General features: G+C 64.5%; 24 protein-coding genes and 1 pseudogene. 17 read left to right on the top strand and 8 right to left on the bottom strand.

What is annotated here, in order from left to right:
- The first annotated feature begins 67 nt into the window (after positions 1 to 67).
- On the top strand, positions 68 to 262 hold the full coding sequence (locus tag ABMA59_RS28120; RefSeq protein ID WP_349008685.1) for a hypothetical protein: 195 nt from the start codon (positions 68 to 70) through the stop codon (positions 260 to 262).
- A 34-nt stretch (positions 263 to 296) separates the two neighbouring features.
- Here the strand turns inward: ABMA59_RS28120 and ABMA59_RS28125 are convergent, their stop codons facing one another.
- Entirely contained in the window at positions 297 to 1,178 is an 882-nt protein-coding gene (locus ABMA59_RS28125; protein WP_349008686.1) for a LysR family transcriptional regulator, read from the bottom strand.
- A gap of 136 nt (positions 1,179 to 1,314) precedes the next feature.
- On the opposite strand from ABMA59_RS28125, the gene ABMA59_RS28130 reads away from it, so the two are divergent.
- The 3 genes from ABMA59_RS28130 to ABMA59_RS28140 all read left to right on the top strand — a co-directional run bounded on the left by ABMA59_RS28130 (position 1,315) and on the right by ABMA59_RS28140 (position 3,626).
- Positions 1,315 to 2,811 carry a CoA-acylating methylmalonate-semialdehyde dehydrogenase gene (locus ABMA59_RS28130; RefSeq protein WP_349008687.1) on the top strand — a complete coding sequence of 499 codons (1,497 nt, stop codon included), beginning with the start codon at positions 1,315 to 1,317 and terminating at the stop codon, positions 2,809 to 2,811.
- A gap of 126 nt (positions 2,812 to 2,937) precedes the next feature.
- A complete protein-coding gene (locus ABMA59_RS28135) occupies positions 2,938 to 3,177 on the top strand; it encodes a type II toxin-antitoxin system Phd/YefM family antitoxin (protein WP_349008688.1) in 240 nt (79 codons plus the stop codon).
- A complete protein-coding gene (locus ABMA59_RS28140) occupies positions 3,177 to 3,626 on the top strand; it encodes a PIN domain-containing protein (protein WP_349008689.1) in 450 nt (149 codons plus the stop codon). Before ABMA59_RS28135 ends, ABMA59_RS28140 begins: the two co-directional genes overlap by 1 nt.
- A gap of 38 nt (positions 3,627 to 3,664) precedes the next feature.
- On the opposite strand, the gene ABMA59_RS28145 is transcribed toward ABMA59_RS28140, so the two are convergent.
- Positions 3,665 to 4,270, bottom strand: coding sequence for a thermonuclease family protein (locus ABMA59_RS28145; RefSeq protein WP_349008690.1), 606 nt, complete (start codon positions 4,268 to 4,270; stop codon positions 3,665 to 3,667).
- Between the two features lie 282 nt (positions 4,271 to 4,552).
- Here ABMA59_RS28145 and ABMA59_RS28150 point away from each other — a divergent pair.
- Together ABMA59_RS28150 and ABMA59_RS28155 are read left to right on the top strand one after the other, a co-directional pair.
- Positions 4,553 to 5,452: pseudogene (locus ABMA59_RS28150) on the top strand (NAD(P)-dependent oxidoreductase); the annotation flags it as partial.
- A 118-nt stretch (positions 5,453 to 5,570) separates the two neighbouring features.
- Positions 5,571 to 7,751 carry a primosomal protein N' gene (locus tag ABMA59_RS28155; protein ID WP_349008691.1) on the top strand — a complete coding sequence of 727 codons (2,181 nt, stop codon included), beginning with the start codon at positions 5,571 to 5,573 and terminating at the stop codon, positions 7,749 to 7,751.
- 28 nt (positions 7,752 to 7,779) lie between these two features.
- On the opposite strand, the gene ABMA59_RS28160 is transcribed toward ABMA59_RS28155, so the two are convergent.
- The 3 genes from ABMA59_RS28160 to ABMA59_RS28170 all read right to left on the bottom strand — a co-directional run bounded on the left by ABMA59_RS28160 (position 7,780) and on the right by ABMA59_RS28170 (position 9,401).
- Positions 7,780 to 8,220 (bottom strand): type II toxin-antitoxin system VapC family toxin, encoded by a 441-nt coding sequence (locus ABMA59_RS28160; RefSeq protein WP_349008692.1) that lies wholly within the window; start codon positions 8,218 to 8,220, stop codon positions 7,780 to 7,782.
- Entirely contained in the window at positions 8,217 to 8,459 is a 243-nt protein-coding gene (locus ABMA59_RS28165) for a type II toxin-antitoxin system Phd/YefM family antitoxin (RefSeq protein WP_349008693.1), read from the bottom strand. The genes ABMA59_RS28160 and ABMA59_RS28165 overlap by 4 nt, the downstream gene beginning before the upstream one ends.
- Positions 8,460 to 8,600: 141 nt before the next feature.
- On the bottom strand, positions 8,601 to 9,401 hold the full coding sequence (locus ABMA59_RS28170; protein WP_349008694.1) for a hypothetical protein: 801 nt from the start codon (positions 9,399 to 9,401) through the stop codon (positions 8,601 to 8,603).
- 175 nt (positions 9,402 to 9,576) lie between these two features.
- Between ABMA59_RS28170 and ABMA59_RS28175 the strand changes: the two genes are divergently transcribed.
- The 6 genes from ABMA59_RS28175 to ABMA59_RS28200 all read left to right on the top strand — a co-directional run bounded on the left by ABMA59_RS28175 (position 9,577) and on the right by ABMA59_RS28200 (position 15,286).
- On the top strand, positions 9,577 to 9,975 hold the full coding sequence (locus tag ABMA59_RS28175; RefSeq protein ID WP_349008695.1) for an AGROH133_08824 family phage infection protein: 399 nt from the start codon (positions 9,577 to 9,579) through the stop codon (positions 9,973 to 9,975).
- Between the two features lie 234 nt (positions 9,976 to 10,209).
- A complete protein-coding gene (locus tag ABMA59_RS28180; protein WP_349008697.1) occupies positions 10,210 to 10,770 on the top strand; it encodes a F0F1 ATP synthase subunit delta in 561 nt (186 codons plus the stop codon).
- Positions 10,770 to 12,299, top strand: coding sequence for a F0F1 ATP synthase subunit alpha (gene atpA, locus ABMA59_RS28185; RefSeq protein ID WP_349008698.1), 1,530 nt, complete (start codon positions 10,770 to 10,772; stop codon positions 12,297 to 12,299). The genes ABMA59_RS28180 and atpA overlap by 1 nt, the downstream gene beginning before the upstream one ends.
- Positions 12,300 to 12,318: 19 nt before the next feature.
- Positions 12,319 to 13,197 (top strand): F0F1 ATP synthase subunit gamma, encoded by an 879-nt coding sequence (locus tag ABMA59_RS28190; protein ID WP_349008699.1) that lies wholly within the window; start codon positions 12,319 to 12,321, stop codon positions 13,195 to 13,197.
- 62 nt (positions 13,198 to 13,259) lie between these two features.
- Entirely contained in the window at positions 13,260 to 14,789 is a 1,530-nt protein-coding gene (gene atpD, locus ABMA59_RS28195) for a F0F1 ATP synthase subunit beta (protein ID WP_349008700.1), read from the top strand.
- Between the two features lie 89 nt (positions 14,790 to 14,878).
- Positions 14,879 to 15,286 (top strand): F0F1 ATP synthase subunit epsilon, encoded by a 408-nt coding sequence (locus tag ABMA59_RS28200; RefSeq protein WP_349008702.1) that lies wholly within the window; start codon positions 14,879 to 14,881, stop codon positions 15,284 to 15,286.
- Between the two features lie 112 nt (positions 15,287 to 15,398).
- Here ABMA59_RS28200 and ABMA59_RS28205 read toward each other — a convergent pair whose 3' ends face one another.
- Entirely contained in the window at positions 15,399 to 17,153 is a 1,755-nt protein-coding gene (locus ABMA59_RS28205; RefSeq protein WP_349008703.1) for an adenylate/guanylate cyclase domain-containing protein, read from the bottom strand.
- Between the two features lie 235 nt (positions 17,154 to 17,388).
- Between ABMA59_RS28205 and ABMA59_RS28210 the strand changes: the two genes are divergently transcribed.
- From ABMA59_RS28210 to lpdA, 4 genes are read left to right on the top strand one after another with little or no spacing between them, the layout of a single operon-like run.
- Entirely contained in the window at positions 17,389 to 18,621 is a 1,233-nt protein-coding gene (locus ABMA59_RS28210; RefSeq protein WP_349008704.1) for a 3-methyl-2-oxobutanoate dehydrogenase (2-methylpropanoyl-transferring) subunit alpha, read from the top strand.
- Positions 18,622 to 18,625: 4 nt separating this feature from the next.
- Positions 18,626 to 19,639 (top strand): alpha-ketoacid dehydrogenase subunit beta, encoded by a 1,014-nt coding sequence (locus tag ABMA59_RS28215; protein ID WP_349008705.1) that lies wholly within the window; start codon positions 18,626 to 18,628, stop codon positions 19,637 to 19,639.
- 2 nt (positions 19,640 to 19,641) lie between these two features.
- The gene (locus ABMA59_RS28220) at positions 19,642 to 21,021 is read left to right on the top strand and encodes a dihydrolipoamide acetyltransferase family protein (protein ID WP_349008706.1); all 1,380 of its coding nucleotides are present in this window, start codon (positions 19,642 to 19,644) and stop codon (positions 21,019 to 21,021) included.
- 3 nt (positions 21,022 to 21,024) lie between these two features.
- Positions 21,025 to 22,416: a dihydrolipoyl dehydrogenase gene (gene lpdA, locus ABMA59_RS28225; RefSeq protein WP_349008707.1), complete on the top strand. Its 1,392-nt coding sequence runs from the start codon at positions 21,025 to 21,027 to the stop codon at positions 22,414 to 22,416.
- Between the two features lie 54 nt (positions 22,417 to 22,470).
- Here the strand turns inward: lpdA and lptE are convergent, their stop codons facing one another.
- Both lptE and leuS read right to left on the bottom strand, forming a co-directional pair.
- Positions 22,471 to 23,037, bottom strand: a complete 567-nt coding sequence (gene lptE / locus ABMA59_RS28230) for an LPS assembly lipoprotein LptE (RefSeq protein ID WP_349008708.1) — start codon at positions 23,035 to 23,037, stop codon at positions 22,471 to 22,473.
- On the bottom strand, positions 23,024 to 25,657 hold the full coding sequence (leuS, locus tag ABMA59_RS28235; protein WP_349008709.1) for a leucine--tRNA ligase: 2,634 nt from the start codon (positions 25,655 to 25,657) through the stop codon (positions 23,024 to 23,026). Before leuS ends, lptE begins: the two co-directional genes overlap by 14 nt.
- A gap of 128 nt (positions 25,658 to 25,785) precedes the next feature.
- Between leuS and ABMA59_RS28240 the strand changes: the two genes are divergently transcribed.
- Complete coding sequence (locus ABMA59_RS28240; RefSeq protein ID WP_349008710.1) at positions 25,786 to 26,448, top strand: YggS family pyridoxal phosphate-dependent enzyme; 663 nt, start codon at positions 25,786 to 25,788, stop codon at positions 26,446 to 26,448.
- Positions 26,449 to 26,508 lie beyond the last annotated feature (60 nt).

A 26,508-nucleotide genomic window follows, 5' to 3' on the forward strand; every position in this document is an offset into this window, starting at 1 on the left:
GGGTCGGCTCGTCCGGCCCTTTTTTGTTTTCGGCTGGCAGCGCCGAACGCTGCCGGAGGCCAGGACCATGAGCCAGAAAGACAATCAGGATCGCGCGGCCCGCACCAATATGGCGGCCAGGACGATTACCGAGGCCGAAACCAAGGCCCGCGACGCCAAGACGGATCGCCTGCGCAAACTGCGCTTGGCTCAGGAAGCCGTGGCCGCGCCGGAAGCCAATCAGGCGACCAAGCCGGCGACAAGCCGCCGGCGCTCGAAATAACGCCTGGTCACGATGCCCGTCAGCGAACCAAACTTCACACGAACAGCGCCCTCTCCCGTTCCACCGCCTTGGTGATGAAGCCGGCGACCGCCTGGATGCGGCGCAGCGGCCGCACCGATTCATGATAGACCAGCCAATAGGCGCGGCGGATCGGCGGGATCGACGCGACGGCGAGCAACTCGGGCATGGCGCGGGCGACGAAGGTGTGCAGGATGCCTATGCCGGCGCCCGATCGCACCGCCTCGGCCTGGCCGAGGGCGGAAGAAATCATGAAGCCGGCGCTCCAGCCGGGGCTGAACTCGGCGGCGTAGTCGAGCGTCGGATTGATGACGAGGTCGGGCACGTAGCCGACGAGGCGATGAGCGGCGAGCTCGGCCGGAGACGCCGGCAGGCCATTGGCCTCCGCATAGGTTTTCGAGGCGAACAGGCCGAGCGTATAGTCCACCAGTTTCAACGCCACCAGGCGGCCCTCGCTCGGGCGCTCGGTGGTGATGGCGATGTCGGCCTCGCGCCGCGACAGCGAGAAGGAACGCGGCACCGGCACGAGCTGGATCTTGAGTTCTTGATGTAGCGCGGTAAGCGCGCCCAGGCGCGGCGCGAGGAAAGCGACGCCGAATCCGTCCGGCGCGCCGATGCGCACTGTGCCCGATACATCTTCGCCCTCCCCCGATATCTCGGAGCGCGCGACGAGCATCTCGGTTTCCATGCGCTCGGCGACGGCGAGGAACCGCTCCCCCGCCGGCGTCAGCTCGCTGCCGGTGGTCAGCCGGCGGAAGAGTTTTGTCCTTAGCGCCTCCTCGAGTGCTGCGACCCGCCGTGAGACGGTGGCGTGGTTGAGGTCGAGGCGCCGCGCCGCGCCGAGGATCTGCCCAGCGCGGGCAACTGCCAAAAAAATGCGGACGTCATCCCAGTTCATAGCGCGGCATCTATGCAGAATTTCGCATGACCGGCAATGTCGTTCTACATTTCCTGCACAACGGCTGCGATTTCCCTCGCGTTGCCATTTGCCCGCCGAAGCGGGAGAATGCAACGATACATCAGGGAGAGAAACCATGATCGAGTACGGGCATTTCATCGGCGGCAAGCGTGTCGCCGGAACCAGCGGCCGCAAGCAGGACGTCATGCAGCCGATGGACGGCACGGTGCGGGGCACCGTCGCGCTGGCCTCCAAGGCCGAACTGCGTGCCGCCGTCGAGAACGCCAAGGCAGCGCAGCCGGCCTGGGCCGCCACCAATCCGCAGCGCCGCGTGCGCGTGCTGATGAAGTTCCTCGAACTCGCCAATCGCGAATACGACTCGCTGGCCGACATCCTCGCCCGCGAGCACGGCAAGACCATCGCCGACGCCAAGGGCGACATCCAGCGCGGGCTGGAAGTGGTCGAGGTCTGCATCGGCGCGCCGCACATGATGAAGGGCGAGTTCACCGACGGCGCAGGCCCCGGCATCGACGTCTACTCCATGCGCCAGGCGCTGGGCGTGGTCGCCGGTATCACGCCGTTCAACTTCCCCGCCATGATCCCGCTGTGGAAGATCGCCCCGGCGATCGCCTGCGGCAACGCCTTCATCCTGAAGCCTTCGGAGCGCGACCCGGGCGTGCCGCTGCGCATCGCCGAACTGTTCATCGAAGCCGGCCTTCCGGCTGGTGTGCTCAACGTCGTCAACGGCGACAAGGAAGTGGTGGACGCCATCCTCGACGACCGCGACGTCAAGGCGGTCGGCTTTGTCGGCTCGACGCCGATCGCCGAATACATCTATTCGCGCGGCTGCGCCAACGGCAAGCGCGTGCAGTGCTTCGGCGGCGCCAAGAACCACATGATCATCATGCCCGACGCCGACATGGACCAGACCGTGGATGCCTTGATCGGCGCTGGATACGGCTCGGCCGGCGAGCGCTGCATGGCGATCTCGGTTGCCGTGCCGGTCGGCAAGGACACCGCCGACCGCCTGATGGAAAGGCTGATCCCGCGTGTCGAAAGCCTGAAGGTCGGTCCCTCCACCGACAGTTCCGCCGATTTCGGCCCTGTCGTCACCGCCCAGGCGCTGGAGCGCATCAAGGGCTACGTCGACACCGGCATCAAGGAAGGCGCGAAGCTGGTTGTCGACGGCCGTAAGTTCAAGATGCAGGGTTACGAGAACGGCTACTACATGGGCGGCTGCCTGTTCGACGACGTGACCGCCGACATGCGCATCTACAAGGAAGAGATTTTTGGGCCGGTCCTCTCCGTGGTCCGCGCCAAGAACTACGAAGAAGCACTGCGCCTGCCCAACGAGCACGAGATGGGCAATGGCGTCGCCATCTTCACCCGCGACGGCGACGCCGCCCGCGACTTCGCGTCCAAGGTTCAGGTCGGCATGGTCGGCATCAACGTGCCGATCCCGGTTCCGATCGCCTACTACACCTTCGGCGGCTGGAAGGGTTCCGGCTTCGGCGACCTGAACCAGCACGGCCCGGACGCCTTCCGCTTCTACACCAAGACCAAGACCGTCACCTCGCGCTGGCCGTCCGGCGTCAAGGAAGGCGCGGAGTTCGTCATTCCGACCATGAACTGAGGCCGGGTATAATCTCCAGCTTCGACGAAAGAGCGCGGCCGGCCGGCCGCGCTCTTTCGTTTCGAGCTTGAGCGCAAGGTACAGTTACACTATATATAGGCAATATCACTACATTGCGGTCGTGCCATGGACGAGATGATATCCGCTGCCGACGCCAACCGCGAATTCTCGAGACTTTTGCGCGGAGTCCGCGAAGGCAACAGCTATACCGTGACCAGCCATGGCCGGCCGGTTGCACGGATCGTGCCGGTCAATGAAGACCGCAATGCGCGCGAGGAGGCGAAGCGGAGGCTGATCGCGGAACTCCAGACCCGCCGCATCGTGCATGCCGAGCCCTGGACGCGTGACGATCTGTACGACGATTGATGAAAGTTGGCCTCGACACCAACGTCCTCGCTTGTGCCGAAGGCATCAATGACGAGGAACGCCATCGGCAGGCGCTCGGACTGATCGGCCAACTCGCTCCCGACGAGACTTTCGTTCCGGTCCAGGTTCTTGGAGAACTCTACGACGTCCTGACACGTCGTGGCGGCTATTCGAGGTCATATGCGCGTCAACGGGTTCGGAGATGGATTGAAACCTTTCCTGTTCTCGGAACGACGGCTGACGGATTTTCAGCCGCAGGCGACTTGGCGGCCGATCACAATCTCGCCATCTGGGATGCCGTGGTTCTCTGCACCGTGGCGCGGGCCGGCTGTCGGATGCTTCTGTCGGAGGATATGAAGGACGGGTTCAACTGGGGCGGTGCCACGGTTGTAAATCCGTTCGCGGCTTCCGAAAATCCGCTGTTGTCGGAATTGTTGGACCGGAGGTGATTTCCTGCCAAAGAGCCTTGGCGTCCGCGGGCTAAGATTCAGTTGGAAGCCGTAGCCTCCGCCCACACTCCGCTTTTCTTCCGCCGCGCCTCATCCTCCTCGACGCGGTAACGGTCCTTGCCAACGGGCGTCAGCGCGTAACCGGCGGCGGCCATCTGTCCGCCCAGATCTTTCTCGTTGCGCACGCATTCGACCAGCAGAAAGCCATCCTTCTCACCGAGCTGGGCGCAGCGGATCGGTTTCGCCCTGAGCAGCCGGCTCAATGCCACCCGTGATTTCAGCCCGCAGGCCCAGCGCAGCCCGTCCGGGTTCTTGCAGGTCTTGGCGGCCGGCACCGCGTCGAGATCGACCAGCCGGTATTTCTTGCCTTCCTGCATGAAGCTGACGCTGTCGATCACGATATAGGGAAGCGTACGTTTCAGATGCAGCGTATAACGTTCGGCCTTGGCATCGGCCTGCTCGGCGTTCGTCGGCGGCAGTCTTTCGAGGTCCTGCTTTTGCCGGTCGACGCGCTTCGGCGCATCCGACCAGAGCGTGTCGCCAGATTTGCCGCCCCCCTGCGCCAGCACTGGGCTGAGCAAAACGACAGTGAACATCGTAGCCAGCGCTTGTGCCCGGCAACCCGAAAAAACACGATGGCCCATTCCGCCGCTCCGCTCCATGACGCCGAGCCACCCGGCCGAAGCGCAATCGCAGGGAAACATCTTCCACAGACAGCCCAAACGGCTGGCGAGAGGCGACGGTGCGGGAGGACTCGGTGAAAATCTCCGGCATCGATTTTAATCCGTTGCACGCTGCCGAAAACCCCCTGGCGAACGTTTCGCCCCCACGGTCGCGGCGCCCGCGAAGCCACCACGCATCGAAGCCGCCTTGCCTAATCCGCCGAAAGGGATAGGTGTCGCACATTCGCAGCCGCAGGGAGCTACGTCATGAAGGAACGCATCGGTTTCATCGGCCTCGGCAACATGGGCGCCGGCATGGCCGCCAACATATTGAAGAAGGGCTGGCCGCTGACGGTCGTCGCACACAGCAGGCGCGAGGCGGTGGACCGCCTGGTCGCCGCCGGTGCATCCGAGGCAAGGACACTGCGCGAATTGGCCGAAGGCAGCGACATCGTCGTGCTTTGCGTCACCGGCTCGCCGCAGGTTGAACAGGCGATCAACGGTCCCGACGGGCTGGCCTCCGCCGGCAAAGACCTGATGATCATCGATTGCTCCACCTCCGATCCGGCCTCCACCGTGCGGCTTTCGGCGGAATTGAAAGGGCGCGGCATCACGCTGATCGACGCGCCGCTGGGACGCACACCGAAGGAGGCCGCCGAGGGCACGCTCGACGTCATGGCCGGTGGCACCGAGGAGGAACTCGCCCGCGCCCGGCCGGTGCTGGAAGCTTTTGCCGGCCGCGTCATCCACACCGGTCCGGTCGGCACCGGCCACACGATGAAACTGCTCAACAATTTCCTGTCGATGGGCTACGCCGCGCTCTATTCCGAAGCGCTGGCGCTGGGCGCCAAGGCGGGTCTGTCGCCCAAAACCTTCGACAGCGTGATCCGTGGCGGCCGCATGGATTGCGGTTTTTACCAGACCTTTTTCGACTATGTCGTAAACCGCAACGAGAACGCCCACCGCTTCGCGCTCGCCAACGGCCTCAAGGACATGACCTACCTCGCCTCCTTCGCGCAGTCGGCGAATTTCCCCAATCCGGTCGGCGCAGCCGTCCGCAACAGCTTTGCCACGGCGGTGTCGACCGGGCATGGCAGCGACTTCGTGCCGAAACTCTCCGACATTGTCGCCAGACTGAGCGGCGTCGACCTGGCCAAGGTTTGATCACGGTTTCCGGCAGCCCTCCGCGCAGTTCCTGCGGCAAGCCTTGGAGCGCGGCGGTGCGAGCCGCGAGGTTCAAACCCGTTTCCTTGCACCCCGTCCTGGGGCAAGGTCGGTAATCATGAAACAAGATTCGCGGCGCGGCGCGGTACCGGTCCTGGTGCCGATGCCGGCGGAAACGCCTTACACCTATGCAGTCCCGGACGGCATGAAGGTCGAGCCCGGGTCTATCGTGCGCGTGCCTCTCGGGCCGCGCATGGTCGCGGGTATCGTCTGGGACGGCGAGGGCGGCGCGGTCGATGCCAGGAAACTCCGGCCGATCGATCATGTGTTCGACTGTCCGCCTGTACCTGAACCGATGCGGCGCTTCGTCGACTGGGTTGCGAACTATACGCTTGCCGCCCCCGGCATGGTCGCCCGCATGATTCTTCGCGCGCCGGAGGCATTCGACCCCGAACCCTGGATCGAAGGACTGCGCAAGACCGGCAGCGAGCCCGACCGCGTGACCGAGGCGCGGGCGCGCGTGCTGGAACTGGCCGACGACGGGTTGGCCTGGACCCGCTCCGGGCTTGCCCACGCCGCCGGCGTGTCGTCGACCGTGATCGACGGGCTGAAGGCGCAGGGCGTGCTCGCCATGGAGATGATCCCGCCGCGCCCTGTCGTGCCGGCGCCCGACCCGTCCTACGGCTCCAACGAACTGAGCGCCGAACAGCAGCAGGCGGCGATGGAACTGCGTCGCGCCGTGGAGGCGAACAAATTCGGTGTGACGCTGATTGACGGCGTCACCGGCTCCGGCAAGACGGAAGTTTATTTTGAGGCCGTCGCTGCCGCGGTCGAGCGCGGAAAACAGGTCCTGATCCTGCTGCCCGAGATTGCGCTGACGCAAGCGTTTCTGGAGCGCTTCCAAGACCGCTTCGGCGCAAAGCCGGCGGAGTGGCACTCCGACGTTCCGCCGCGCATGCGCGAAAAGGTCTGGCGGCAGGTGGCGGAGGGACAGGTGCGCGTCGTCGCCGGGGCGCGCTCGGCGCTCTACCTGCCGTTCCCCAACCTTGGCCTGATCGTCGTCGACGAGGAGCACGACCCGGCCTACAAGCAGGAGGACCGCGTTTTCTACAGCGCCCGCGATATGGCTGTGGTCCGCGCCCATATCGGCGGCTTTCCGGTGGTTCTGGCCTCCGCCACACCGTCGGTCGAAAGCCGGGTGAACGCCAGCCAGGGGCGCTACGAGTGCATCGCGCTGTCGTCGCGTTATGCCGACGCTGCACTACCCGACATCCGCGCCATCGACCTGCGCCGCGCCGCGCCGGCGCGCGGCGGTTTCCTGTCGCCCGTACTGATCGACCAGGTGCGCGCCACGGTCGGGCGCGGCGAACAGGCGCTGCTTTTTTTGAACCGCCGGGGCTACGCGCCGCTGACGCTCTGCCGCGTCTGCGGCCACCGCTTCCAATGCCCGTCCTGCTCGGCCTGGCTTGTCGAGCACCGCTTTCGCGGCCAGCTTGTCTGCCACCATTGCGGCCATCACGAGCACCGCCCGGAAGCCTGCCCGGAATGCGGCACCTTCGACCATCTCGCCGCCTGCGGCCCGGGCGTCGAGCGCATCGCCGAGGAAGTGGTCGGGCATTTCCCCGACGCACGCACCATCGTGTTGTCCTCCGATATCCTTGGCGGCGTGAAGCGGCTCAGGCTGGAACTCGACGCTATCGCCAAGGGCGAGGCCGATATCGTCATCGGCACGCAACTGGTGGCCAAAGGCCACAATTTCCCCAACATGACGCTGGTCGGCGTGGTCGACGCCGATCTCGGCCTGGCGAACGGCGACCCGCGCGCCGCCGAGCGCACCTTCCAGCTTCTCAGCCAGGTGACCGGCCGCGCCGGACGAACCGGCAAGAAAAGCATCGGCCTGCTGCAGACCTTCCAGCCCGATCATCCGGTGATGCGCGCGCTGGTTTCGGGCGACGCGGAAGCCTTCTACGAACGCGAGATCGCCGAGCGCGAGCGCTCCGCCCTGCCGCCCTTCGGCCGGCTGGCCGGCATCGTCGTCAGCGCCGAAACCAAGGCAGACGCCGAATCGCACGCCCGCCAACTGCGCCGCGCCGCACCCCAGTCGAAGGACATCAGCCTGCTCGGCCCGGCCGAGGCACCGCTGTCGCTGGTTGCCGGCCGCCACCGTTTTCGCCTACTGGCCCATGGCGAGCGAAGATCCGACATGCAGGCTTTTCTGCGCGCGCTGCTGGCCGCTGGCCCAAAGCCGCGCGGCTCGATCAGGGTGCAGGTGGATATCGATCCGCAGAGTTTTTTGTGAAGGATGACAAACACGCCGCAGGAATTCGTCAGACTGTAAGCGGATTGAAATGCTCGATTCCGAGCGCTTCGAAATGCCGGCTGTTTGCGGTAAGGACGACAAGGTTGTGCCTGGCGGCGGTGGCCGCGATCAGAACGTCCGACAGGCCGGGATTGCGCCCGCGAGCCGTAGCCGAGTCCTCCATGTTCCCTGCGGTTCTGGCTGTAGTGGCATAGATCGGCAGCACCCTTTCGCCGAACTCGGACAGCAGATCCTCAAGCCATTGCTCGAGACGCGCCGCCCGCGCCGTTCCACCGGCGCGTCTGAACTTGGCTACTCCTTTCTGTATTTCGACGGCGGCAATCGCCGGAACGTACCAAGTCTGCCGTCTGCCGGTTGTGGAAAGCCACGCCTTGAAAGCCGGCGGCAGGCCGGGGCGATCCGGCGCAAACAGCGACAATACAGAAGTATGGAGCAGGTAGCTGCTCAAAACTCGAAATCTCGCGACGGCGTTTCGTTTCGCTCGAGTTCGATCCCGCCGGGATATGTCATCAGGAAATCGATGAACCGGTCATTGTCGTCAGGATAGAGTTTTCGCGCCGCTTCGATCGGCACGACCATGGCGGTGGGTTTGCCGTGTTTGGTGATAATAGTCGGCTCACCCTTCTCCGCGGCTTCAACGAGTGCGGAAAAGCTGGCCTTTGCCTCGCGCACCTGCATCGTCTTCATAGGCGCCATCCTTGTAGTCTCATGTGGTCATAATATAGAAAATTGGGCGGTACAGAACAGCTCTTCTGGAGGATCGCATTAGCAAATTTTGGCAAATGCCGGCTCTCAGCATTTCCATGACAATAGGACGCGAGGCGCGCTTCAACCGTGCAGGTCGTTGATCGTTGCATCGACCCTATCGCGGACACAGGAGATCGAGGGTCTGGTGGTTATCCCGGTGCGTGACCGTTGGGCAGGCTGCTCTTGCGTGATGCCATCGCGCGCACAGCGCATGATGTAATCCAGAATGATCTCGATTGCCGCCGTCGACGGCACTTCCACGAAATTGAACCTGTCGTCCCGCATCGGAAAGCCGCTGACGAAAGCCAAGCCGGCGAAGAGGCAACGGCGCACTTCTTGATCCGTCATCAAAATCACAGGGTCGGCAAGAACGGTCCCGTCGTCGTTCCACCCGAAGGGAGCATTCTTGCCGGCATGGCAACCGTCCTCAGGGCGCGTAAGACCTGACAGGGCGGCGAGCGTACGTGGAGGCACATCTGCGCCGGCCATAATCTCTCGTCGCTCGGCGGCCGAAGCATTCGAAAAACCCGGCAGGACGACAACATCTATGTTTTCTCCACGACCGGGAAACGGCCAGGATTCGTCCGCCGGACGCGCCCGAAAATCCTTGATCCCGCGTTTCGCGAGGTCACGTTCTCCATAGGAATGGAACGTCCGCAAATCCGTTGCGAACAGAGTTGGCGCGGCTGAGGCGGGCAATGCATCGACATACACACGTGCGGCAACCAGATCGGCCTCGGAATACGTCCGCAGCCAACGGCTTAGGTGGAGGCGCGTGATATCCAGCAAACCCACCGCAATGAGCGCCACCGCAGTTGCCACCGCAACGAAAGCGGGCCGCTTGATAAAATCGCGCGAGACCGTCCCGGATGCCGCCGACATCTGACTCTCATTCATTTACGAGTGGGATCAAGCGTAGCACACCTCCGCCGGCAATCGCTACATGGCCGACAGCACGGTCCGACAGATACTCTCAACCAACCCCTCGGCTCCGTCCGGCGCTTGACATCCGCCTCCCGCAATCTTCAATGCGCGAACGCGAAGCGGAGGGGGCAAAATGGAACTCGCATTCCCATGGCCGATGAGCAACGGCGAGTGGCTGGCGTGGTCGAGCGCCGCCCTCACCGTGCTGTTCGGCCTGCTGCTGTTCTTCGCGCCGCGGATTTCGATGCGCATTCTGCGCCTGCGGACCACCGAGGCGCATCCGGAAGCCGTGTCGGAGGCGCGCGCCACCATGGCCGGCTTCTATCTCGGCCTGGGCCTCTGCTGTCTGCTGCTCGGCGCACAGCCATTCCTCTATATGGCGCTCGGCGTCTCCTGGTTGTTCACAGCTTTCGGCCGCATCGTCTCGATGCTGTCGGACAGCGGCAACACGTTCTACAACTGGATTTCGCTGCTCGTCGAAGTGGCGCTCGCCGCGCTTCCGCTCGCTTTCGCATTCGGCCTGGTCCTGTAATCCGTCGCGGCTGGCAAACACTCCGCCCGGCTGCGACAATCTGTTCTGAACCTTGCCAGGCAACGTGTTGCGGTGTTCGTATGCGTATGCTAGACGGCGGACGACTGTCGGACGGGGGAGCGCCTTGCGCGGGGTCGGTCGACGGGAAAATGCAATAAGGCCAAAGATTTAGCCAGAGTCCAGCACTCGCGCCGATAATCTCGCGGCCTTTCAGACCAAGAGAAAAGACCATCCGTGGCAAAGTCCAGCTCGCCAGTCTCCGGTGTCGCCGAACGTTACGCCGCTTCCCTGCACGATCTCGCCGCCCAGGCGAACGCGGTACCGCAGGTTGAAGCCGATCTCGGGCGCTTCGAGGAGATGTTGTCGGGCAGCGAAGACCTGACCCGCATGATCAAAAGCCCGGTCTTCTCGGCCGACGAACAGTTCAAGGCAATCTCGGCGATCGTCGACAAGGCTGGCATTGCCGGCCTGGTCGGCAATTTCCTGAAGGTCGTCGCAAAAAACCGCCGGCTTTTCGCCGTTCCTGCCATGATAAAGGCATTCCGCCGCATCGCCGCCGAGGCGCGGGGCGAAATCGCCGCCGAAGTCACCTCGGCGCATGCGCTGACCGCCTCCCAGGAAACCGAGCTCAAGGCAGCGCTGAAGGGCGTCGCCGGCAAGGACGTCTCGATCGCCGTCACCGTCGATCCGACGCTGCTCGGCGGACTTGTCGTCAAGCTCGGCTCGCGCCAGATCGACACGTCGCTCAGAACAAAACTCAATTCGCTCAAGCTTGCACTGAAAGAGGTCGGCTGATGGACATCCGCGCCGCGGAAATCTCCGCAATCCTTAAGGACCAGATCAAGAATTTCGGCAAGGAAGCCGAGGTCTCCGAGGTCGGTCAGGTTCTGTCCGTCGGCGACGGCATCGCCCGCGTCTATGGCCTCGACAACGTCCAGGCCGGCGAGATGGTAGAATTTCCCGGCGGCATCCGCGGCATGGCGCTCAACCTCGAAGCCGACAATGTCGGCGTCGTCATCTTCGGCGCCGACCGCGACATCAAGGAAGGCGACACCGTCAAGCGCACCGGCGCCATCGTCGACACCCCGGTCGGCCCGGGCCTGCTCGGCCGCGTCGTCGACGCCCTCGGCAATCCGATCGACGGCAAGGGCCCGATCAAGTACACCGAGCGCAAGCGCGTCGACGTCAAGGCGCCCGGCATCATTCCGCGCAAGTCGGTGCATGAGCCGATGTCGACCGGCCTCAAGGCCATCGACGCGCTGATCCCGGTCGGCCGCGGCCAGCGCGAACTGGTCATCGGCGACCGTCAGACGGGCAAGACCGCCATCATCCTCGATACGATTCTGAACCAGAAGGCCATCCACCAGAGCGGCCCGGAGAAGGAAAAGCTCTATTGCGTCTACGTCGCCGTCGGCCAGAAGCGGTCGACCGTCGCGCAGTTCGTGAAGGTGCTGGAAGAGCGCGGCGCGCTTGAATATTCGATCATCGTCGCAGCCACCGCTTCGGACCCGGCTCCCATGCAGTTCCTGGCGCCGTTCACCGCCTGCACCATGGGTGAATATTTCCGCGACAACGGCCAGCATGCGCTGATCGGCTACGACGATCTGTCGAAGCAGGCCGTCGCCTACCGCCAGATGTCGCTGTTGCTGCGCCGCCCGCCGGGCCGCGAAGCCTATCCGGGCGACGTGTTCTACCTGCACAGCCGCCTGCTCGAGCGCGCCGCCAAGATGAACGACGAGGAGGGCGCCGGCTCGCTGACCGCGCTTCCCGTCATCGAGACCCAGGCCAACGACGTGTCGGCCTATATCCCGACCAACGTGATCTCGATCACCGACGGCCAGATCTTCCTCGAAACCAACCTGTTCTTCCAGGGCATACGCCCGGCCGTGAACGTCGGCCTGTCGGTGTCGCGCGTCGGCTCGGCCGCGCAGGTCAAGGCGATGAAGCAGGTTGCAGGTTCCATCAAGGGCGAACTCGCGCAGTATCGCGAGATGGCCGCCTTTGCGCAGTTCGGCTCCGACCTCGACGCCGCCACGCAGCGCCTGCTCAACCGCGGAGCTCGCCTGACCGAGCTGCTGAAGCAGCCGCAATTCTCGCCGTTGAAGACGGAAGAGCAGGTCGCGGTGATCTTCGCCGGCGTCAACGGCTATCTCGACAAGCTCGCCATCAATCAGGTGCGTAAGTTCGAAGACGGCTTGCTCGCGCATATGCGCTCCGACGGCAAGGCCGTGCTTGAGGCGATTCGCAACGAGAAGGCCCTTTCGGATGACCTTCGCGGAAAGCTCAAGGGCGAGATCGACAAGTTCTCCAAGACCTTCGCCTAAGACCGACGGGACTGGCTGAATGCCTTCGCTAAAAGACCTCCGCAACCGTATCGCCTCGGTCAAGGCGACGCAGAAGATCACCAAGGCGATGCAGATGGTCGCCGCGGCGAAGCTGCGCCGCGCCCAGGAGGCGGCCGAGGCCGCGCGCCCCTATTCGCAGCGCATGGCCACCGTGCTTGCCAACATCACTCAGGCGGTCGGCGGCGGTGGCGATGCCCCGGCGCTGATGACCGGCACCGGCAAGGACGACGTGCACCTGCTCATCGTCTGCACCGCAGAGCGCGGCCTGTGCGGCGGCTTCAACAGCCAGATCGCGCGTTTCGCGCGCGATCATATCCGCAAGCTCATCGCAGCCGGCAAGACGGTCAAGATCATCTGCGTCGGCAAAAAGGGTTTCGATATCCTTCGCCGCGACTACGGCAATCTGATCATCGACCGCGTGGACCTGCGCGAGGTCAAGACGCTGGGCTTCGTCAACGCCGACGCCATCGCCAAAAAGGTTATCCACCTTTTCCAGGAAGGCCAGTTCGACGTCGCCACGCTGTTCTATTCGCAGTTCAAGTCGGTGATCTCGCAGATCCCGACCGCGCAGCAGCTCATCCCGGCCGCGGCGCCCGCCAATGGCGGCAACGGCGACGCGGGCGCCGTCTACGAATACGAGCCGGAGCCGGGCGAAATCCTCTCCGACCTGATCCCGCGCAACATCGCGGTCCAGATCTTCCGTGCGTTGCTGGAGAACGCGGCGGGTGAAATGGGCGCCAAGATGAGCGCAATGGACAATGCGACGCGCAACGCCGGCGACATGATCAACAAGCTGTCGATCACCTACAATCGCCAGCGGCAGGCGCAGATCACCAAGGAACTTATCGAGATCATTTCGGGCGCCGAGGCGCTCTAGGCATCTTAGCCGGCCTTAGCCGGTAAGGTGCGGACCACATTCGAACGAAAAGGGTAACGAAAATGGCGAAAGCAGCGACCCCCAAGGAACCGGCCGCGGCGAAGGCTCCGGCAAAGGCGGCTGCGCCCAAGGCCGCGACGAAGTCCGCCCCGGCGGCGGTGGCCAAGGCAACCGTCGGCGCGGCGGGCAAGGTCCGTCAGGTCATCGGCGCCGTCGTCGACGTGCAGTTCGAGGATCACCTGCCGGCGATTCTGAACGCGCTGGAGACCGAAAACGTCGGCAACCGCCTTGTGCTCGAAGTCGCCCAGCATCTCGGCGAGAACACCGTGCGCTGCATCGCCATGGACTCCACCGAGGGCCTGGTGCGCGGCCAGCCCGTCAGTGATACCGGAGGCCCGATTTCCGTTCCGGTCGGCCCTGAAATGCTCGGCCGCATCATCAACGTCATCGGTGAGCCGGTCGACGAGGCCGGGCCGGTCAAGGCAACCGAGTTCCGCGCCATCCACCAGCCGGCTCCTGCCTATGTCGACCAGTCGACCGAAGCGCAGATCCTGGTGACTGGCATCAAGGTTCTCGACCTGCTGGCGCCCTACGCCAGGGGCGGCAAGATCGGCCTGTTCGGCGGCGCCGGCGTGGGCAAGACCGTGCTGATCCAGGAACTGATCAACAACGTCGCGAAGGCCCACGGCGGCTTCTCGGTGTTCGCCGGCGTCGGCGAGCGCACCCGCGAAGGCAACGATCTCTATCACGAATTCATCGAATCTGGCGTCAACAAGAAGGGCGGCGGCGACGGCTCCAAGGCCGCGCTGGTCTATGGCCAGATGAACGAGCCGCCGGGCGCCCGCGCCCGCGTCGGCCTCACCGGCCTCACCGTCGCCGAATATTTCCGCGACCAGGGTCAGGACGTGCTGTTCTTCGTCGACAACATCTTCCGTTTCACCCAGGCGGGTTCGGAAGTGTCGGCGCTGCTCGGCCGTATCCCTTCGGCGGTGGGCTATCAGCCGACGCTCGCCACCGACATGGGCGCCCTGCAGGAGCGCATCACCACCACGACGACGGGTTCGATCACCTCCGTGCAGGCCATCTACGTGCCCGCCGACGACTTGACCGACCCGGCGCCTGCCACCTCCTTCGCCCACCTCGACGCGACGACCGTGCTCAACCGCGCCATCGCCGAGAAGGGCATCTACCCGGCGGTCGACCCGCTCGACTCGACCTCGCGCATGCTCGACCCGATGGTCGTCGGCGAAGAACATTACCAGGTCGCCCGCCAGGTGCAGCAGACCTTGCAGCGCTACAAGTCGCTGCAGGACATCATCGCCATCCTGGGCATGGACGAGCTTTCGGAAGAGGACAAGCTGACCGTGGCACGCGCCCGCAAGGTCGAGCGCTTCCTGTCGCAGCCCTTCTTCGTGGCCGAAGTGTTCACCGGTTCGCCGGGCAAACTGGTCGACCTCGCCGACACCATCAAGGGCTTCAAGGGCCTTGTGAACGGCGAATACGACCACCTCCCGGAGGCCGCCTTCTACATGGTCGGCGCCATCGAGGAAGCGGTCCAGAAGGCACAGAAGCTGGCGGCTGAAGCCGCCTGAGGCAGTGGGCAATAGGGAGTAGGCAGTAGGGAACAAAGGGCATGGTTGGCGCGACTGCCGACTGCCCATTGCCTACTGCCTGATTGAAAATGGCTGAACCTTTCCAATTCGAACTCGTCTCCCCCGAGCGCCTGCTTGTCTCGGAAAAGGTCGACTCCGTCGTCATTCCGGGAACGGAAGGCGAGATGACCGTCATGGCCAACCATGCGCCTGTGATGACCACCATCAAGCCGGGCGTCGTGACAGTGAACGCGGCATCCGGCGAAAAGGAACGCTACGTCGTGTTCGGCGGCTTCGCCGACATCCTGCCCACCGGCTGCACGCTGCTTGCCGAATCGGCTGTTTCGGTGAAGAACATCGACAAGTCCGAGATCGCCCGCCGCATTCAGGAAGCGCGCGAGGATTTGGCCGACGCCAAGGACCACGCCACCCGCACCAAGGCCGAGGAATTCCTGCACCAGTTGACCACGCTGGAAGGCGCGATCATGCCCGGTTAAACGGCGGCAAATTCAAACTATCTCGAAAGCGGGGCAATTTGCTCCGCTTTTTTCTTTGTGAGGTTTGCACGAACGACGGCTGGAGAAATCACGGCAACATGCACTGCCTCGCTCAAGCCGATGCCTTCTCGCTTAACAGCGCGCGCACCTCCCCACTCTCGCGAAACCTCGCCGCTTCCACCGGTTCCTGTTTGCCGGGCAGCATGACGGCGGAGAAGTCGGGCAGCCCGTCGCCGTCGATCACCATCAGCACCGCTTCCTTCGAGGCCACCAGCGTGGCGTCGAGCCGCTTCGTCTGTGCCTCCAGCCGGGCCGCGACATTGCCTGTGTCGCCGAGAAACGGCATATCCTCCATGGCACCGGTCCATTCGACGCCGACCACCGCGACGCCGACATGCAGGCCTATGCCGACACGCAGGGGTTCCGAAAGTTCCTGCCCCAGTTCCCGGTTGAGCGCGTCAATGCCGTCCCAGATCCGGAGCGCCGCGCGAAAGGCGTCGCGCGCCGCGCCCTTGGCGGACCCGTCGACACCAAACACGCTCATGATGCCGTCGCCGGCCACATTGGTGACCCGGCCCCGGCACTCGCGCACCGCGGCTGACACGCTCTTGATGTAGCGCTCGACGATGAACAGCGTGTCGTAGGGCAGCCGGTCGTCGGCAAGCCGTGTCGACTGGCGCAAGTCGACGAACAGCGCCGCCACCTCCGTCTCGCGCCGGCCGCCGGTCGGCAGGCCGGGCGTGCCTCCGCGCGGCTGGGCAGCGGTTGCCGAATGGACCAGCGGCACCACGGCGAGGTCGCTTTCCGGACGGATCTGGCAGGCGAGCCGCACCGAAGGCGGCGCGCCGATGCGTGACAGCAGCCGCTGCTCGTCCGGTCCTGGCGGCGGCAGGGCGTCACCGCCGGCCATCACGTCGACACGGCAGGTCGAGCAGCGCCCCCTGCCCCCGCAGACGGCGGCATGCGGAACGCCGCCCCATCGGCTCGCTTCCAGCACACTATATCCGGCCGGCACAGTGACCACGCGGCCGCCGGGATAGGTGATCCGCACCGAGCGGAAGCGCGCTGCATGCCAGTCGCGCACTGCGCGCAAACCGATCACGCCGGCGAGAAGGAGGGCGTAGCCGAGCGTCAAGCGATCGACGAGCCGGCCGACCGAGGCAGCCTTCTCCGCCTGCACCGACCCCGGCACATAGGCAACGTCGGCGGAAAGAACCGGTGGGCTGGCGGCGGCGAGATCGCGCATATCCAGCCCGGCATTGATGAAACCGAGGAGCGCCAAAACCGGGACGAGTGTGGCGGCCGCCGTCAGCGCCGGCACGGCGCGGCCATACCACGGCTTGGTTCGCAGCCAGGAGCGTATGCCGATGCAGCCATGTATCCAGACGGCGAACAGCAGCAGCAGTTGGCGCGGCAGGCCAAACACCGTATCGGCGACCCAATAGGCGTAGATCACGCGCGCATAGTCTATCCTCAGACCCTCGACGTTTTCCGCATAGCTGACGCCCGCGGCATGGGCGATCAGCAGCAGGGGTATAGCCAGGCCGAGCGAGAGCTGGATCGCCTCCACCGTGGGAATGCGCAGATGCCGGCGACGATAGAAGGCGCGCAGGCCAAGACCGGCATGGATCAGCAGCGACCCGTAGAGCAGAATCCGTCCTGGGAGCGTTTGCCACGGATCGAGCAGAACCTTCGAAGCCCACTCCATCGCTTCGATCGAACGGATGCCGAAGGCGTGGTTCATAAAATGCGAGAGTGCGTATACGAACAGGATCTGGCCGGTCCACAGGCGAAGCTTCCGCAGGAAGCCGCGCTGCGAAGCTGATCGGTCGAGGGGGCGTACGGACGCTGTATCGGCGGTGCTCAAGCGGCAGTCTCCGGCCGGCGCGCAATTTTGCTGCACCGGGCCACAGGGACTCCAATCGCAAATTGCCGAGAAGGCGCCATCATTGAAAAGAACTTTCCGCCAGAATCAAATAACTTGGGGTCAGATAAAGTTCCGACCATCGTTCGCAATCCGAATTCGACGTCCGCGTTGCAATTCCCGGTGATCTGCGCACAGGTTAAGGTAACGAGCCTTTATGCGTTGGGGAGGACGGGTCATGGCGGAAAGCGCTCCACTCAGCCTGCATGTGCCGGAACCCGAGGTCCGGCCGGGCGGCACGCCTGATTTTTCCAACGTGCCGATTCCCAAGGCGGGCTCCGTCCCGCGTCCCGAGATCGACGTCGACCCGAAGGACATCCGCGACCTCGCCTACTCGATCATTCGCGTGCTGAACCGGGACGGCGAAGCGGTCGGCCCATGGGCGGACACGCTGAGTGATGCCGAACTGCTGGAAGGCCTGCGCCACATGATGACGCTGCGCACCTTCGACGCGCGCATGCAGATGGCACAGCGGCAGGGCAAGACCTCCTTCTACATGCAGCACATGGGCGAGGAGGCCGTTAGCTGCGCCTTCCGCAAGGCGCTCGCGCCCGGCGACATGAATTTCCCGACCTACCGCCAGGCCGGCCTGCTGATCGCCGGCGAGTATCCGATGGTCGAGATGATGAACCAGATCTATTCGAACGAGCGCGACCCGCTGAAGGGCCGGCAATTGCCGATCATGTATTCGGCGAAGGATTTCGGTTTCTTTTCGATCTCCGGCAACCTTGCAACTCAGTTCATCCAGGCGGTGGGCTGGGCGATGGCCTCGGCTATCCGCAACGACACGAAAATCGCCGCCGGCTGGGTCGGCGACGGCTCGACCGCCGAGAGCGATTTCCACGCCGCCCTCGTCTTCGCCTCGACCTACCGCGCACCCGTCGTGCTCAACATCGTCAACAACCAGTGGGCGATCTCGACCTTCCAGGGCATCGCCCGCGGCGGCTCCGGCACGTTTGCCGCGCGCGGGCTGGGTTTCGGCATTCCCGCGCTGCGCGTGGACGGCAACGACTATCTCGCGGTCCACGCCGTCGCCAAATGGGCGGCGGAGCGCGCGCGAAGAAATCTCGGGCCGACGCTGGTCGAATACGTTACCTACCGCGTCGGCGCGCATTCGACCTCGGACGATCCTTCCGCCTACCGGCCCAAGGAAGAATCCTCCGCCTGGCCGCTCGGCGACCCTGTGCTGCGGTTGAAGGCGCACCTCATTCTCAAAGGCGTATGGTCGGAGGAGCGGCACAAGCAGACCGAAGCGGAGATTTTGGACACGGTCATTTCGGCCCAGAAGGAAGCGGAAAGCCACGGCACATTGCATGCCGGTGGCAAACCATCGGTGCGCGACATGTTCGAGGGCGTCTATGCTGAGATGCCGCCGCATCTCAGGCGTCAGCGCCAGCAGGCAGGGGTGTAATCCAATGCCTCGCAAAACCATGATCGAGGCGATCCGCGACGCCATGGACGTGTCGATGGGCCGCGACGAGCGCGTCGTCGTCTTCGGCGAGGATGTCGGCTATTTCGGCGGCGTCTTCCGCTGCACGGCGGGCCTGCAGCAGAAATACGGGCGCACCCGCTGCTTCGACGCGCCGATCAGCGAACTCGGCATCGTCGGCGCGGCGATCGGCATGGCGGCCTACGGCCTTCGCCCCTGCGTGGAGGTGCAATTCGCCGATTATGTTTATCCGGCCTACGACCAGATCGTCTCCGAGGCTGCGCGACTGCGCTACCGCTCAAACGGCGAGTTCACCTGCCCGATCGTCATCCGCATGCCGACCGGCGGCGGCATCTTCGGGGGCCAGACCCACAGCCAGAGCCCGGAAGCCCTGTTCACCCATGTGTCCGGCCTGAAGGTCGTCGTGCCCTCCAATCCGCACGACGCGAAAGGCCTGCTGATCTCCGCGATCGAGGACCCCGATCCGGTGATCTTCCTCGAACCCAAGCGGCTCTACAACGGACCGTTCGACGGCCATCACGAGCGTCCGGTGACGCCGTGGTCGAAACACACGCTGGGCGAAGTGCAGGACGGCCATTATACGACCCCGCTCGGCAAGGCGGCGATACGGCGCGAAGGTTCTCAACTCACCGTGCTTGCCTACGGCACCATGGTCTATGTCGCGGAGGCCGCGGCTGATGAAACCGGCATCGACGCCGAGATCATCGACCTGCGCACGCTTCTGCCGCTCGACCTCGATGCCATCGTCAATTCCGTGAAGAAGACGGGCCGGTGCACCGTCGTGCACGAGGCCACGTTAACCTCCGGTTTCGGCGCGGAACTGGCGGCGTTGGTGCAACGTCACTGCTTCTACAATCTCGAGGCGCCGGTGATGCGGGTGACGGGTTGGGACACGCCCTATCCGCACGCGCAGGAATGGGACTATTTCCCCGGCCCGGCGCGCGTCGGCCGCGCCTTCGTAGAAACGATGGAGGCCTGATCATGGCCGAGCATACGATAAAACTCCCCGACGTGGGCGAGGGCGTGGCCGAGGCCGAGCTAGTCGAGTGGCACGTGAAGATCGGCGACCTGGTGCGCGAGGATTCGTTGCTCGCCGCCGTCATGACCGACAAGGCGACAGTCGAAATCCCCTCCCCCGTCGAAGGCGAGATCGTCTGGCTGGGCGGCGAGATCGGCGAGACGATTGCGGTCGGCTCGCCGATCGTTCGGATCAAGGTAGCAGGCGGCGAGGCTGGCGCTGAAGCCAACGTCAAATCTGAAACCGGAGCACAGGCAAACGATTCCCCAGCCGGAAAATCGCCGGCTAATGAAAGCGTTTCTACCGCAGCGGCCGCATTGGCGACCTCCCATGCTGAAGCGAGATCGGCCGCGTCGGCCGCCTCTTCTGCCTCATCGTCGAAACCATCTTCAGCCACGAAGGCCGATGTGCGAAGCGGGAATTCGGCGGGCACGCCTGCCCCTGTCGCGCCCGCCGCTGCCCCCAGGCCGGCCGGCGAAAAGCCGCTGGCCTCCCCAGCCGTGCGCCTGCGCGCCAAGGAAGCCGGCATAGACCTGCGCCAGGTGGCCAGCTCCGGCCCGGCAGGACGCATCTCCCATGAGGATATCGACGCCTTCCTGTCGCGCGGGCCGCAGCCGTCGCGCCCGGCCGGCCTGGCGCCGGACGATTCCGTTCAGGAGATCAAGGTGGTCGGCCTGCGCCGGAAAATCGCCGAGAAGATGCGGCTGGCGAAATCGCGCATCCCGCACATCACCTATGTCGAGGAAATCGACGTCACCGCGCTGGAGGAGTTGCGGGCAAAACTCAACGCCGAGAAGAAGGCGGACCGGACCAAGCTGACGATCCTGCCCTTCCTGATGCGCGCAATGGTTAAGGCGATCAAGGAACAGCCGGGCGTCAACGCGCTGTTCGACGATGAGGCGGGCGTAATCTACCGCCACGGCGCCGTGCATATCGGCATCGCCGCGCAGACGCCGTCAGGTCTCGTGGTCCCGGTCGTCCGCCACGCCGAGGCGCGCGACCTGTTCGACTGCGCGGCCGAGGTCAACCGGCTCGCGGACGCGGCCAAGACCGGCACGGCGACGCGCGAGGAATTGTCCGGCTCGACCATTACCATCACCTCCCTCGGTGCCATGGGCGGCGTTGCCACCACGCCGGTCATCAATCATCCAGAGGTGGCGATCGTCGGCGTCAACAAGATCATGGTGCGCCCGGTGTGGGACGGCTCGCAGTTCATCCCGCGCAAGATGATGAATCTTTCGTCTTCCTTCGACCATCGTGTCGTCGACGGGTGGGACGCAGCGGTCTTCATCCAGCGCATCAAGACGCTGCTGGAAACCCCGGCTCTGATTTTCGTGGATTGAGCGATGAAAGAAATCTCCTGCAAGCTCCTCGTCGTCGGTGCTGGCCCGGGCGGTTATGTCTGCGCCATCCGCGCCGGCCAGCTCGGCATCGACACGGTCATCGTCGAGGCAAAGAAGCCGGGCGGCACCTGCCTCACCATCGGCTGCATCCCATCCAAGGCGTTGATCCACGCAGCGGAAGAGTTCGAGGCGGCAAGGCTGGCAGCGGAAGGCAAGAGCGCCGTCGGCATATCGTTGTCTGCCGCGGCGATCGACCTGTCGAAGACGGTCGCCTGGAAGGACCGCATCGTCGGGCGGCTGACCAACGGCGTCGCCGGCCTGCTGAAAAAGGCCAATGTCAAATCCGTGCACGGCTTCGCGAAATTCCGCGACGGCAAGACGGTCGAGGTCGAGACCGAAACCGGTACGCAGGTGATCCGCGCCGAGACGGTGGTCATCGCCACGGGCTCGGCCCCGGTCGAGCTGCCCCCGGTCCCGTTCGGCGGCCCGGTGATCTCATCCACCGAGGCGCTGTCGCTCAAATCCGTACCGGAAACACTCGCCGTGGTCGGCGCCGGTTACATCGGGCTGGAACTCGGCATCGCCTTCGCCAAGCTTGGCGCGAAGGTGACGGTGGTCGAGGCCACCGACCGCATCCTGCCGCTCTACGATGCGGAACTGACCAAGTCCGTCGGCAAGCAACTGGCCGCCCTTGGCATTGAGGTGCTGCTCGGCGCCAAGGCGCAGGGACTGGACTCCGGCCAGCTCGTCGTCGCGACTGCCGACGGCGCAACCCGAAAAATTGCTGCGGAAAAAATCCTCGTCGCCGTCGGCCGGAAACCCGCTATCGAGGACTGGGGCCTGGAAGAACTCGACCTCGACCGCGCCGGCCGCTTTATCAGGATCGACGACCAGTGCCGCACGTCGATGCGCGGCGTCTTCGCCATCGGCGACGTCACCGGCGAGCCGATGCTGGCGCATCGCGCCATGGCGCAGGGCGAGATGGTGGCCGAGATCGTCGCCGGCCACAAGCGAAGCTGGGACAAGCGCTGCATCCCCGCCGTCTGCTTCACCGACCCGGAAATCGTCAGCGCCGGCCTCACGCCGGACGAAGCGAAGGCGGGCGGACGCGAAGTGAAGACCGGCGTGTTCCCGTTCGCTGCCAACGGCCGCGCCATGACCAAACATGGCGAGGACGGGTTCGTCCGCGTCGTCGCCCGCGCCGACAACCATCTGGTACTGGGCATCCAGGCCGTCGGCCAGGGTGTGTCGGAACTGTCGGCGGCGTTCGGACTGGCGATCGAGATGGGCGCGCGGCTGGAGGACATTGCCGGCACGATCCATTCGCATCCGACGCAGGGCGAGGCGTTCCAGGAGGCGGCGCTCAAGGCGCTCGGCCAGGCGCTGCACATCTGAAAGAGGCAACCCTCGGCTGCCCGCCGCCGCGATATCCGCAGATGACCGGCGGACTTATGCCGCCGGAAGCTTTGCGAGTTTCTGGCCGATGTCCAGGCGCAGCAGTTCAGCAAGTTCTCGGGCCGCTCGGTCCTCGGCGTCGCGCCGCGCCCTCAGATTGGCGAATTCCTGCGTCGGCTGGTCGTAGGAAGCCGGAATGGTGCGCGATCCCTTGGCGACGGGCTTGCCGGTCGAGAGGTCGATCAGCACATAGCTGCCGGTCATGTGCAATGTCGCGGCCGTCGGGCGGGTATCATTGTCCACCTCCACCTCCGCCTCGTCGAGAACCAGTATGGAGGCGGCCAGCGTCATCTTGTATTTCGCCTGCGCCGGCTGGCCGGCGCCGCCGTTCAGCAGGAAAATCAAATCGTTGCGCAACTGCTGACCATAGCGCGTGTCGACCGCGTCGATGGATATCTGCTTGAACCCCGCCGCCGCGCCGGGCACGGCGCCGGTCTCGATGCTCGTATCCGAGTAAAGCGGCCGCACTGTGCAGGCCGATGCCAGCGCCATCGCCGCAAGCAGAGCGGCGATGCCGGCATGGCGAAAGCGACGGGCGGACAGGCGATCAGGCAACGACATTGACGATCCTTTGCGGCACCACGATCACTTTGCGCGGCGGCTTGCCATCAAGCGCTTTCTGGACAACCTCGAGCGCAAGCGTCGCCCTTTCAACCGCAGCTTGATCCGCGTCGCGCGCAATCGTCAAGTCGCCGCGTTTCTTGCCGTTGATCTGCACAGGGTAGACAATCTCATTATCCACCGTCAGCGACGGGTCGAATACAGGCCAGGCCCGCTCGGCGATCAGTCCGTCACCGCCCAGTTCCACCCAGCATTGCTCGGCCAGATGCGGCATCATCGGCGCGATCATTGACAGCAGGAACTCCACCGCCTCGCGCAGCGCACCTTTCAGCACCTCGTCCGCATCGCCAGCCGAAGCCGCCGCCAGCGGCGCCTGCAGCGCATTGGTCAGTTCGTAGATGCGCGCCACGGCCTTGTTGAAGCCGAGCTTGCCGATGTCCTCACCGACGGCCTTGAGTGCCTTGTGCGCGGCCTTGGAGACCGTGCCCGCCTCGCCCTCGGCCGCATGCGCCGGCTTGACGCCGGAGAGCACCGGCGCCGCCTCCGAAACCAGCCGCCAGACACGCTGCACGAAGCGGTGCGCGCCCTCGACGCCGGCTTCCGTCCAGATCACGTCGCGCTCCGGCGGTGAGTCCGACAGCATGAACCAGCGCGCCGTATCGGCGCCGTAGCTGGCGATGATGTCGTCGGGGTCGACCACATTCTTCTTCGACTTCGACATCTTTTCGATCGCGCCGATCTCGACCGGCGTACCATCCTTGATCAGTACCGCGCGACGGACGCCGTCGATCTCCTCGATCTTGACCTCGGCCGGCGTGATCCAGCCTTCCGGCAGGCGGTAGGTCTCGTGCACGACCATGCCCTGCGTGAACAGGCCCTCGAAAGGCTCCTTCACGTCGTTGATATGGCCCGTTGCCTGCATCGCCCGCACGTAGAAACGCGAATAGAGCAGGTGCAGGATCGCGTGTTCGATGCCGCCGATATATTGGTTGACCGGCAGCCAGCCCTTCTTGCCATCGACCACCGGCAAGGTGGTTGGCGCCGCCTCGTTCCACGGATCGGTGAAGCGCGCAAAATACCAGGACGAATCGACGAACGTGTCCATCGTATCGGTGTCGCGCCGCGCCGCCTTGCCGCATTGCGGGCAAGTCGCGTGTTTCCACGTCGGATGATGGTCCAGCGGATTGCCCGGCTTTTCGAAGCTCACATCGTCGGGCAGTTTGATCGGCAATGCGCTGTCGGGCACAGGCAGCGAGCCGCAATCGTCGCAATGGATGACCGGGATCGGGCAGCCCCAATAGCGCTGGCGTGAGATCAGCCAGTCGCGCAGCCGGAACTGCACCTTTCGCTCGCCCATCGGCCGGTTGCCGATCGAGATATCCGCCAGCCGGTTCGCCACGTCGTCGAAAGCCTGCTTGGGTTTCATGCCGTCGAGGAAGCGCGAATTGATCATCACGCCATCGTCGACATAAGCTTCCTCGGTGATCTGGAAGGTCTTTTCTTCGGCGTCTTCGGGCATCACCACCGGCACCACCGGCAGGCCGTATTTGTTGGCGAAATCGAGGTCACGCTGGTCGCCCGACGGGCAGCCGAAGATCGCTCCCGTGCCATAGTCCATCAGCACGAAGTTCGCGACATAGACGGGCAGCGTCCAGCTCTGGTCGAACGGATGGACCACGCGGATGCCGGTATCAAAGCCCTTCTTCTCGGCGGTCTCGAGTGCTGCCACCGACGTGCCCATGCGCCGCACCTCCTCCATGAAGGCGGCCAGCTTCGGATTGTTCTCCGCCGCCATCTTCGCCAGCGGGTGGTCGGCCGCAATCGCCATGAAGGATGCGCCAAAAATCGTGTCCGGGCGGGTCGTGTAGACCTCCAACTCGCTCTCGCCGGCGGGCGCCGTGCCATCGGCCAGCGGCCAGCGGATCAGCAGGCCCTCGGAGCGGCCGATCCAGTTGGCCTGCATCAGCTTGACCTTGTCCGGCCAGCGATCCAGCGTATCCAGGCTGTCCAGCAGATCCTGCGACATCGACGTGATCTTGAAGAACCACTGCGTCAGGTCGCGCTGCTCGACCGGCGCGCCGGAGCGCCAGCCCTTGCCGTCGATAACCTGCTCGTTGGCGAGCACCGTCATGTCGACCGGGTCCCAGTTCACCTTGGCCGAGCGGCGCTCGACCAGCCCGGCCTCCCAGAAATCCAGGAACAGCTTTTGCTGATGCTTGTAATAGCTGGGGTCGCAGGTGGCGATCTCGCGCGCCCAGTCCAGCGACAGGCCCATGGTCTTCAACTGGCCCTTCATCGTCTCGATGTTGGCGTAGGTCCAGTCGCGCGGGTTGACCTTGTTGTCACGCGCGGCGTTCTCGGCGGGCAGTCCGAAGGCGTCCCAGCCCATCGGATGCAGCACGTTCTTGCCGTTCGCCCGCTGGAAGCGCGCCACCACGTCGCCCATCGTGTAGTTGCGCACATGGCCCATATGGATGCGCCCGGACGGGTAGGGAAACATCTCCAGCACGTAGTATTTCTCGCGCGGGTCGTCGTTCTTCGTCTCGAAGAGTTTTGCCGCGTCCCAGGCCTTCTGCCATTTGGGCTCGGATGCGCGCGGATTGTATCGTTCGGTTGCCATTATCGGAAATTCACTGGATAAGACGGCGAAATGGGTTCGGCGGACCTTCACCATGGTTTGCCTAAGGCGTCAACTTTCAGAGTTGAAAGTCGAGTTTAACTCGAATCCATTTCTCCTTTGGGTGAGGCATGAGCGACGCAGTTTCCCGTCTGACTGATGTAAAGTCAAAAATCGCCGCGGCCGAGCGCGAGGCAAAACGCGCAGCCGGCAGCGTCACGCTGGTCGCGGTCTCGAAAACCTTCGAGGCGGCCGACATCCGCCCGGTCATCGAAGCCGGGCAGCGCGTCTTCGGCGAGAACCGCGTGCAGGAAGCGCAGGGCAAATGGCCGGCGCTGAAGCAGGAATGGCCGGATATCGAACTGCACCTCATCGGGCCGCTGCAATCCAACAAGGCGAAGGAAGCGGTGGCGCTGTTCGACGTGATCGAAACGGTCGACCGCGAGAAGATCGCCGCCGAACTGGCCAAGGAAATTACCAGGCAGGGCAAGGCGCCAAAACTCTATGTGCAGGTCAACACAGGCTCGGAGCAGCAAAAAGCCGGTATAGGGCCGCGCGACGCCGTCGCCTTCGTCAAACGCTGCCGCGAGGTCCATGGGCTCACCGTCGAGGGGCTGATGTGCATCCCGCCGGTCGATGAGAATCCCGGCCCGCATTTCGCGCTGCTGGAAAAGCTGGCACGCGAGGCCGGCGTCGAAAAGCTGTCTATGGGCATGTCCAGCGACTATGAGATCGCCGTCGCCTTCGGTGCCACTAGCGTCCGCGTCGGCTCGGCAATCTTCGGGTCGCGGTGACTGTCCCTTTGAACGAAGCACCGGCCGTGCTATATAGCTAGCCAAGCTGGCTAGGTGGCG

It is taken from the genome of Mesorhizobium yinganensis, assembly GCF_040081985.1.
Lineage (GTDB): Bacteria > Pseudomonadota > Alphaproteobacteria > Rhizobiales > Rhizobiaceae > Kumtagia > Kumtagia yinganensis.

Coding starts and splice junctions, on each gene's coding strand:
- ABMA59_RS28215 (WP_349008705.1), top strand. CDS start 18,626: ATGCCTCGCAAAACCATGATCGAGGCGATCCGCGACGCCATGGACGTG.
- ABMA59_RS28170 (WP_349008694.1), bottom strand. CDS start 9,401: ATGTCGGCGGCATCCGGGACGGTCTCGCGCGATTTTATCAAGCGGCCC.
- ABMA59_RS28155 (WP_349008691.1), top strand. CDS start 5,571: ATGAAACAAGATTCGCGGCGCGGCGCGGTACCGGTCCTGGTGCCGATG.
- ABMA59_RS28130 (WP_349008687.1), top strand. CDS start 1,315: ATGATCGAGTACGGGCATTTCATCGGCGGCAAGCGTGTCGCCGGAACC.
- ABMA59_RS28190 (WP_349008699.1), top strand. CDS start 12,319: ATGCCTTCGCTAAAAGACCTCCGCAACCGTATCGCCTCGGTCAAGGCG.
- ABMA59_RS28175 (WP_349008695.1), top strand. CDS start 9,577: ATGGAACTCGCATTCCCATGGCCGATGAGCAACGGCGAGTGGCTGGCG.
- lptE (WP_349008708.1), bottom strand. CDS start 23,037: ATGTCGTTGCCTGATCGCCTGTCCGCCCGTCGCTTTCGCCATGCCGGC.
- ABMA59_RS28210 (WP_349008704.1), top strand. CDS start 17,389: ATGGCGGAAAGCGCTCCACTCAGCCTGCATGTGCCGGAACCCGAGGTC.
- atpA (WP_349008698.1), top strand. CDS start 10,770: ATGGACATCCGCGCCGCGGAAATCTCCGCAATCCTTAAGGACCAGATC.
- ABMA59_RS28125 (WP_349008686.1), bottom strand. CDS start 1,178: ATGAACTGGGATGACGTCCGCATTTTTTTGGCAGTTGCCCGCGCTGGG.
- ABMA59_RS28145 (WP_349008690.1), bottom strand. CDS start 4,270: ATGGGCCATCGTGTTTTTTCGGGTTGCCGGGCACAAGCGCTGGCTACG.
- ABMA59_RS28135 (WP_349008688.1), top strand. CDS start 2,938: ATGGACGAGATGATATCCGCTGCCGACGCCAACCGCGAATTCTCGAGA.
- ABMA59_RS28140 (WP_349008689.1), top strand. CDS start 3,177: ATGAAAGTTGGCCTCGACACCAACGTCCTCGCTTGTGCCGAAGGCATC.
- ABMA59_RS28220 (WP_349008706.1), top strand. CDS start 19,642: ATGGCCGAGCATACGATAAAACTCCCCGACGTGGGCGAGGGCGTGGCC.
- ABMA59_RS28200 (WP_349008702.1), top strand. CDS start 14,879: ATGGCTGAACCTTTCCAATTCGAACTCGTCTCCCCCGAGCGCCTGCTT.
- ABMA59_RS28120 (WP_349008685.1), top strand. CDS start 68: ATGAGCCAGAAAGACAATCAGGATCGCGCGGCCCGCACCAATATGGCG.
- ABMA59_RS28165 (WP_349008693.1), bottom strand. CDS start 8,459: ATGAAGACGATGCAGGTGCGCGAGGCAAAGGCCAGCTTTTCCGCACTC.
- leuS (WP_349008709.1), bottom strand. CDS start 25,657: ATGGCAACCGAACGATACAATCCGCGCGCATCCGAGCCCAAATGGCAG.
- atpD (WP_349008700.1), top strand. CDS start 13,260: ATGGCGAAAGCAGCGACCCCCAAGGAACCGGCCGCGGCGAAGGCTCCG.
- lpdA (WP_349008707.1), top strand. CDS start 21,025: ATGAAAGAAATCTCCTGCAAGCTCCTCGTCGTCGGTGCTGGCCCGGGC.
- ABMA59_RS28240 (WP_349008710.1), top strand. CDS start 25,786: ATGAGCGACGCAGTTTCCCGTCTGACTGATGTAAAGTCAAAAATCGCC.